The following is a 7,196-nucleotide window of genomic DNA, read 5'->3' on the forward strand; positions in this document are numbered from 1 at the left end:
CCGAGGTGGACATAGCCCGCGAGGCGGTCGCCGACCTCGGCGACAAGGCAGCCCTTACACCTTGCGGCTTCGTGGCCGGTCAACTCCAGACGTTGCCCTGGTTCTGCCCGCGCGCCCCCTGCTGGCCCATGCCGTACTGCGCGGAGAGGCCCGAGCCGACCTGGGCGTTCTGCGGCGGCAGCAGCTCGCTGGGCTGGACGAGCGCGTAGCCGTTGCCCATGAAGCTCAGCTCCCAGCCCTCGCCGGTGTTGCCGCGGCGCCGCCACACCCCGGAGGAGTGCGTCTGGGCCTGCATCTGCACCCGCAGGCTCGTCGACCAGGCGACGATCGCGTCGGCGTCGCAGTTGACGTACTTGTCGGGGGTCACCTGCATCAGCAGCGGCATACCCGAGGTCATCAGGGCGATCTTGCCCCGGCCGGTGATGTTGAGCTGGTACTTCCCGGAGCCGGAGATGCCGTACAGGCTGTCGACGGCGATGACCTCGTGGTGCAGGGAGGAGTCCATCGCCAGCACGTAGCTGCTGTCGACGGTGAGGCCGTCCTGCTCCACCTCCATCACGTGGACGTGCTGCTTGAGGTTGGCGAGGTAGACCGTGCCCTGCCCGTGGCAGCGCATCAGGTCGAGTCCCTCACCGGTGTGCGCACGCGCGCGTGACTGGTCGTTGCTCTGGTACTCGGCGTCGAACTCGACGAGGCCCTGGTAGGCGACCATGGTGCCCTTGCGGGCCAGGATGTCGTCGTGGCCCTCCAGGGCGACGCGCAGCATCTGCTTGTTCTGCAGGCTCCAGCGGTCCTGGGTCTGCTGCTCGTTGTAGGCGAAAATCGGGCTCTGCATGGCGTGTTGCTCCCCCTCAGCCCCGGACCCGGAGACGGTCGGTGCTGTCCTCGCTGGGCTGGACGACGACGATGCCCTGACCGGAGAAGGCCATCTGGTACGCCTCGCCGCTGCCCCGGCCGATCAGCGACTGTGCCCTGAAGCTGCGCTTGCCCTTGACCTTGAGGTTCGGGGACCAGGCGACGAGCGCGTCGGGGTCGACGTACGTCTCGTCCTCGCCGCCTCCGCAGTCGACGACGATCGGCTTGCCCCGGGAGGTCAGCGCGACCCAGCCCTGCCCGGAGATCTTGGTGTTCCACAGGCCCTGCCCGGCGAACTTCGCCAGGCCCTTGACCCGCTCGACACCCCAGGTGAGGTGGGCGTCGAAGGCGAGCAGATTGGTGGCGTTGACGGAGATGCCGTCACCGTTGAGGTTGATGACGACGACGTTCGCTCCGTAGTCGGAGAGGTAGAGCAGGCCGTCGCCGGAGCACTTCATCAGGGGCGCGCCCTCGCCGGTCATCCAGTCCTTGGCGATCTGGCGCACGGCCGGCGGGTTGGGCTCGTACTGCACGAACCCTTCGTAGGCGACCATCGACCCCACGCGCGCGAGGAGGTCGTTCCCGGTCTGCATGGCGACCTTCAGCATGTGGTTGCCGTGGTTCTCCATGCGGGCGGTGACGGGTGCGGGGGCGTGGCCCGCGAGCTGCTGTGTCATGACGGGCTCCCTCAGACCTCGTACGGCTGGACGACGATGAAGTTGCCGGGCGCACCCCGGAACTGGAGGTTCACGCTCTCGCCGGTGTCACCGGGGTAGGCGTTTCGGCGCATCCGCACCTGGCTGGAGACGACGACCTGGGCGGCGGCGGACCAGGCGACCACGGCGTTGCAGTCGGCGAACGTGGTGGGCGTGACAGGCAGCACCACGGGCGTGCCGTGCGTCTTCACGACGATGGTGCCGCTCCCCTGGAACTGCATCGTGAACAGCGCGCCTCCAGGGATGCCGTGTCCCTCGATGCGGCGGACCTCGTAGGTGAGGCTCTCGTCGAACGCGAGGACGTTCTCGGCGGAGACGCAGACGGCGTCGCCCTGGAGCTCGATGGGGTGCAGCATGGTCGAGTTCTCGGCGAGGAACACCTGACCCTGGCCAGTACAGCGCATCAGCTGCATCTCCTGGCCGGTCGCGTTGCCCACGATCCGGCCGGCGAAGCCGGCGCCCTTGTAGCTGAAGTCGACTTTGCCCTGGTAGAGCACCATGCTGCCCTGCCGGGCGAGCACGGGCTGTCCGCCGATGCCGAGGTCGACGCGGACGAGCTTCTTGTTCTGCTGCGTCCAGCGCTGGCCGGTGGGCGTCTCCTTGAACTGCTGGAGCGCGGCGGACACACCGGCGCCCTGGGGAGCGGCGGCCTGCGGGGCGGCACCCTCCTGCGGGGCACCGTAGGGGGCCTGTCCGAACGGCGGCTGCTGACCGTAGCCCGGGGGCGGGGTGGGCTGGCCGTATCCGGGGGGCGGGGCCGGGGCTTGGGGCGCCTGGGGTGCCTGCGGCTGGCCGTAGCCGGGAGGCAGTGGGGCCGTCTGGCCGGGGACCTGGCCGTACGGCGGCGGCTGCTGGCCCGGCTGGCCGTAGGGCGCGGGCGCCGGGGCCGGGGGCGGCACCGGGGCGCCGTCCGGCTGAGTGTTCATGGGCGCGGCGATGGTGGGGGCGCCGTGCACTCCGGGCGCCGGTGCCGGGGCCGGAGGCGGCGCGAAGCCCTGCGCGGCGGGCTGGGGCTGGGGAGCGGGCGGCGGGGCAGGAGCGGGGGCCGGAGGTGCTGCCGGTGCGGGGGCCGGGGCCGGTTCCGGAGTGCCGGGGACGCCGAACGCGGGCGGGGCGAAACCCGGAGCCGCGCCTGCCTGCGGCTGCTGCGGGGCGGGCGCGGGCGCTTCCTCCTCGGCCACCTCGCCGCCGAAGTTCTTCAGCAGCGCGTCGAGACCCCCGTCGAAGCCCTGCCCGACGGCGGCGAACCGCCAGACGTCCTTGAGGTAGAAGTCACCCAGCATCACGGCCCGTTCGGTGGAGAACTCCGAGCCGTTGAAGGAGTAGCGGGCCACCTCCTCGCCACCCGCGACGATGCGGATGTACCCGGGGGCGATCTGCGACATCTGGCCGGCGCCGTCGATCGTCGCCGTGAAGGACAGCTTCTGGATCTGCGGCGGGATCCGGTCGAGCGTCACCCGGAAGGACTCCGTGTCGCCCGCCTGGGCACCCAGGAGCTGAAGGGACTCCTCGGGAGACTTCGGCTGGTTGAAGAAGACGAAGTAGCGGTCGTCCGAGAGCCGTTCGTCGGCGTCGAGGCCGAAGCAGCTGATGTCGAAGCTCAGTCCGGGGCCCGAGATCTGCACGCCTACGTACAGATCCGTGCCCGCGGTGAGGTCACTGATCCTGGCCTTGTGGCCGCGTTGGAATTCCCTGGCCATGCGTAACGACCGTCCCCCATCCAGAACGTGATTGCGTCGCGCCAGGCTAACGGCAAACTCCGACACCGGACGAAGTCGGTACAGACCCGGTACAGAACCCGCGCGCGGCCGTATCGGCTGCTCGCTCACGCAAAGCGGTCACTCACCCCGTGGGGCGTTCGCCCCGCGCACCGGGCACATGCGGCAACCGCTCGGCGGCGACCACGCCTTCGAGATATCCCCGGGCCCGCTCCGTCCGCGGATAGGCCTCCAGCAGCTCCCAGAAGCGGGGTCCGTGTCCGGGGACGAGCAGATGAGCGAGTTCGTGGACGAGGACGTAGTCGACCACGTACTCGGGCATGCCCTGCAGACGGTGCGACAGGCGGATGCTGCCCTCGGACGGGGTGCAGGATCCCCAGCGCGTGTTCTGGTTGGTCACCCAGCGCACCGAAGCGGGCCGGGCCCGCCCGCCGAAGTACTGGTCCGAAAGACGCCGGGCCCGTTCGGCCAGCTCGGTGTCGCCGAGGGTCCGCTTGCTCTCCTGGGCGGCCAGCTTGTCGAGCATGACGGTCACCCAGCGCTGCTCCTCCGCCTCGGACATCCGGGCGGGGATGAGCACGACGGTGCGATCGCCCTCGCGGTACGCGGAGACCGTTCGGCGTCGGCGGGTGCTTCTGCGGACCTCGATCGCGCTCGCCCTCGAGCCGCTCGGCGGCTGGCTCGTCGTGCTGCGCTGTGGTTTTCCGGCGCGGTGCAGTGGGTCGGCGGGCACGCCCCGACGTTACCCGCTGCACACGGGGAAGTCCCGGCTCCGGGACGGTTCGGTGCCGATGCCACCACCGGCAGCCTGATTTGTACGACGAATGCCCGTGCCTGTGGACAACTTTCGGCGGTCTGCGGCGGGTTTGGGCATGCTGGCTCTTGTCGGCGAAGCGATGGGTGGCTTCGGTCCAGGACCAGGGCCGGACCTGCGACCAGTCTCGGGCTGCTCCCATGCTCGACCGGCATACGGGGACGATCTATGACATACGGGGGCCTGTCATGCATCCAGTGGTGAAACCCGCGCTCAGGCGCGGCTGGCGCGACCTCAACACGGTGCAGTTCGGGATGACACCGGCGCATGCGATGACGCTCGGCCCGATGGACCAGGCGACGGGCAGTTTCCTCGACCTGCTGAACGGCACACGGGGACTGGAGCTGCTGCGCGAGGAGGGACGCCGGATGGATCTGCCCGACGGCCATGTCGACGGGCTGGTGCGGCGGCTCGCGCGGGCCGGGCTCCTGGACGACGCGCGGGGCGGCGGACCGGCCGCCGAGGCCCTGCGCCGGAAGAAAGAGGTCCTGGACCGGCTGCGCCCCGACCTGGCTTCCCTGTCCTTGACCACTTCCGCTCCCGGTGACGCGATCGGACGGCTGGCCGCCCGGCGCGCGCAACGCGTTCAGGTGCGGGGTGCGGGCCGGGTCGGCGCCGTGCTGGCCTCGCTGCTGGCGGGGGCCGGAGTCGGCGAGGTCGACGTGCGCGACCTCGGACGGGTGGAACCGTGGGATGTCGCGCCGGGCGGGCTGCCCGCCGACGCCGTCGGCGACCGCCGCGACGAGGCGGCCCGCCGTGCCGTGCGCCGGGCGGCCCCGGACCGGCCGCCGCGCCCTGCGACAGCGAAGGCGCAGACACAGGCGCAGGCGCACCAGGAGGAAGGCGATCCCGGTTTCTCGCTGGTGATCGTCGCCCCGCGGGACGATGTGGCCATGTACGCGCCGGACCCGTCCGCCGCCGAGTCGCTGATGGGCGCCGGGACACCCCATCTGTACGCCGGCGTCGTGGAGGGGACCGGCATGGTCGGGCCTCTCGTCCTGCCCGGGGAGACGGGCTGCGCGGGTTGTCTGCACCACAGCCGCACCGACCGGGATCCGACCTGGCCGCGCCTGGTCGCCCAGTGGCGCTCCGGCAGGCAGCAGCAGGTGCGGCCCTGCGACCTGACACTCGCCACGACCGTGGCCGGACTGGCCGCCGCCCACGCGCTGGCCTTCCTCGACGGCCGGGTTCCGTCGAGCGCCGGGGCACGCTGGGAGGTGTCCGTCCCCGGTCTCCATTGGCATGCGCGGCCGATCTGGGCGCATCCTGCATGCCCGTGCGCTGCGGCGGAGAGAGGAAAGGGGGAGCGCCTCTCGGAGGAAGGGCAGTCACACGAGACAATGGCGGTGCAACGGCCGTCGGAGCAGTGCCGTGAGGCAGAGGCGGAGCGGCCGGCTGGGACTTGGAGGGCGCATGTCTGATCTTCCCCGGAAGGCGGTCACCCGGACCGCCAAGCTCGCCGCACTCCCGCTCGGTATCGCCGGGCGGGCGACCTGGGGATTCGGCAAGCGGATCGTCGGCGAGTCCGCGGAACTGGTGGGCCGCGAGCTCCAACAGCGCACAGCGGAGCAGCTTTTCAAGGTGCTCGGCGAGCTCAAGGGCGGCGCGATGAAGTTCGGCCAGGCCCTGTCCGTCTTCGAGTCGGCACTGCCCGAGGAGGTCGCCGGCCCGTACCGGGCGGCACTGACGAAGCTCCAGGAGGCGGCGCCGCCGATGCCGACGCGCACCGTGCACGCGGTGCTCGAGGAGCGGCTCGGCGAGGGCTGGCAGAAGCTGTTCCTGGAGTTCGAGGACAAGCCCGCCGCGGCGGCCTCGATCGGCCAGGTGCACCGGGCGGTGTGGCACGACGGCCGTGAGGTGGCGGTCAAGGTGCAGTACCCGGGCGCCGGCGAGGCCCTGCTGTCCGATCTGAACCAGCTGAGCCGCTTCTCCCGCCTGCTCGGTCCGCTGATCCCCGGGATGGACATCAAGCCTCTGATCGCGGAGTTGAAGGACCGCGTCTCGGAGGAGCTGGACTACGGCCTGGAGGCCCAGGCCCAGCAGGCCCACGCGGAGGAGTTCACGGACGACCCGGACGTCGTCGTGCCGCAGGTGGTGCACCAGTCCGACCAGGTCCTGGTCACCGAGTGGATCGACGGCATCCCCCTGTCGGAGATCATCTCGGACGGCACCCAGGAACAGCGTGACCGCGTCGGCCAGCTCCTGGCCCGTTTCCTGTTCTCCGGCCCCGCCCGCACCGGCCTGCTGCACGCCGATCCGCACCCGGGCAACTTCCGGCTGCTGCCCGGCGGCCCGGAGGGCGAGGACGACTGGCGCCTGGGCGTCCTGGACTTCGGCACGGTCGACCGTCTTCCGGGTGGTCTCCCGGCCACCATCGGCGAGTCCCTTCGGATGACCCTCGACGGGGAGGCCGAGGCGGTCTACGAGCTGCTGTGCGCGGAGGGGTTCGTCAAGGAGACCATAGAGCTCGATCCCGACGCGGTCCTGGACTATCTGCTGCCGATCATCGAGCCGGCCCAGGTCGAGGAGTTCACCTTCACCCGCGGCTGGATGCGCAGCCAGGCGGCCCGTGTCGCCGACCCCCGCTCCCCCGCCTACCAGCTCGGCAAGCAGCTCAACCTCCCCCCGTCGTATCTGCTGATCCACCGGGTGACCCTGAGCACGATCGGGGTGCTGTGCCAGCTGGGGGCGGCGGTGCGTCTGCGCGAGGAGTTGGAGGAATGGCTGCCGGGGTTCGTCCCGGAGGATCCGGCGGACGGCGAGGAGTCGGCGGCGGAGGCATGAGCCCCGGCGGGTACCACGGGTGACCCGCTGTCCGCGCTCTACCACCAGTCCGAGTCCAGCCGCCCCTCGATCGCCCTGAGGTTCTCCCGGGAGCAGGTCTCGCAGAAGTCCCGACGTGCGCCGTGCTCCACGGAGCAGGTCCAGGTGAGCTGCGGGGCTTCGGCCGAGGTGCCGCAGCGGGCGCACACGAGGCGTTCGGGCTCCGCGGCGGAGCCGCCGTCGTCGTTTCCTCCGCGAGGACTCGTCACGCGCCGACGATATCGCCGTGCCCTGCGGCTTCGCCGGCACAACGCACCGCGGGGGCCGGTC

General features: G+C 71.2%; 7 protein-coding genes. 2 read left to right on the top strand and 5 right to left on the bottom strand.

What is annotated here, in order from left to right; genetic code table 11:
* Positions 1-79: 79 nt before the first annotated feature.
* The 4 genes from ACWIF2_RS39395 to ACWIF2_RS39410 all read right to left on the bottom strand — a co-directional run bounded on the left by ACWIF2_RS39395 (position 80) and on the right by ACWIF2_RS39410 (position 4,022).
* Positions 80-835: an AIM24 family protein gene (locus ACWIF2_RS39395; RefSeq protein ID WP_382490455.1), complete on the bottom strand. Its 756-nt coding sequence runs from the start codon at positions 833-835 to the stop codon at positions 80-82.
* A gap of 16 nt (positions 836-851) precedes the next feature.
* On the bottom strand, positions 852-1,532 hold the full coding sequence (locus ACWIF2_RS39400) for an AIM24 family protein (protein WP_020275068.1): 681 nt from the start codon (positions 1,530-1,532) through the stop codon (positions 852-854).
* An 11-nt stretch (positions 1,533-1,543) separates the two neighbouring features.
* Positions 1,544-3,271: a TerD family protein gene (locus ACWIF2_RS39405; protein ID WP_454366362.1), complete on the bottom strand. Its 1,728-nt coding sequence runs from the start codon at positions 3,269-3,271 to the stop codon at positions 1,544-1,546.
* 142 nt (positions 3,272-3,413) lie between these two features.
* The gene (locus ACWIF2_RS39410) at positions 3,414-4,022 is read right to left on the bottom strand and encodes a M48 metallopeptidase family protein (RefSeq protein ID WP_193481071.1); all 609 of its coding nucleotides are present in this window, start codon (positions 4,020-4,022) and stop codon (positions 3,414-3,416) included.
* 269 nt (positions 4,023-4,291) lie between these two features.
* On the opposite strand from ACWIF2_RS39410, the gene ACWIF2_RS39415 reads away from it, so the two are divergent.
* Together ACWIF2_RS39415 and ACWIF2_RS39420 are read left to right on the top strand one after the other, a co-directional pair.
* A complete protein-coding gene (locus ACWIF2_RS39415) occupies positions 4,292-5,524 on the top strand; it encodes a ThiF family adenylyltransferase (protein ID WP_454366365.1) in 1,233 nt (410 codons plus the stop codon).
* Positions 5,517-6,887 (top strand): ABC1 kinase family protein, encoded by a 1,371-nt coding sequence (locus tag ACWIF2_RS39420; protein ID WP_454366366.1) that lies wholly within the window; start codon positions 5,517-5,519, stop codon positions 6,885-6,887. Before ACWIF2_RS39415 ends, ACWIF2_RS39420 begins: the two co-directional genes overlap by 8 nt.
* A gap of 38 nt (positions 6,888-6,925) precedes the next feature.
* Here the strand turns inward: ACWIF2_RS39420 and ACWIF2_RS39425 are convergent, their stop codons facing one another.
* Positions 6,926-7,135: a hypothetical protein gene (locus ACWIF2_RS39425; RefSeq protein ID WP_454366367.1), complete on the bottom strand. Its 210-nt coding sequence runs from the start codon at positions 7,133-7,135 to the stop codon at positions 6,926-6,928.
* Positions 7,136-7,196 lie beyond the last annotated feature (61 nt).

The sequence above is a fragment of the Streptomyces sp. NPDC055506 genome (assembly GCF_053643595.1).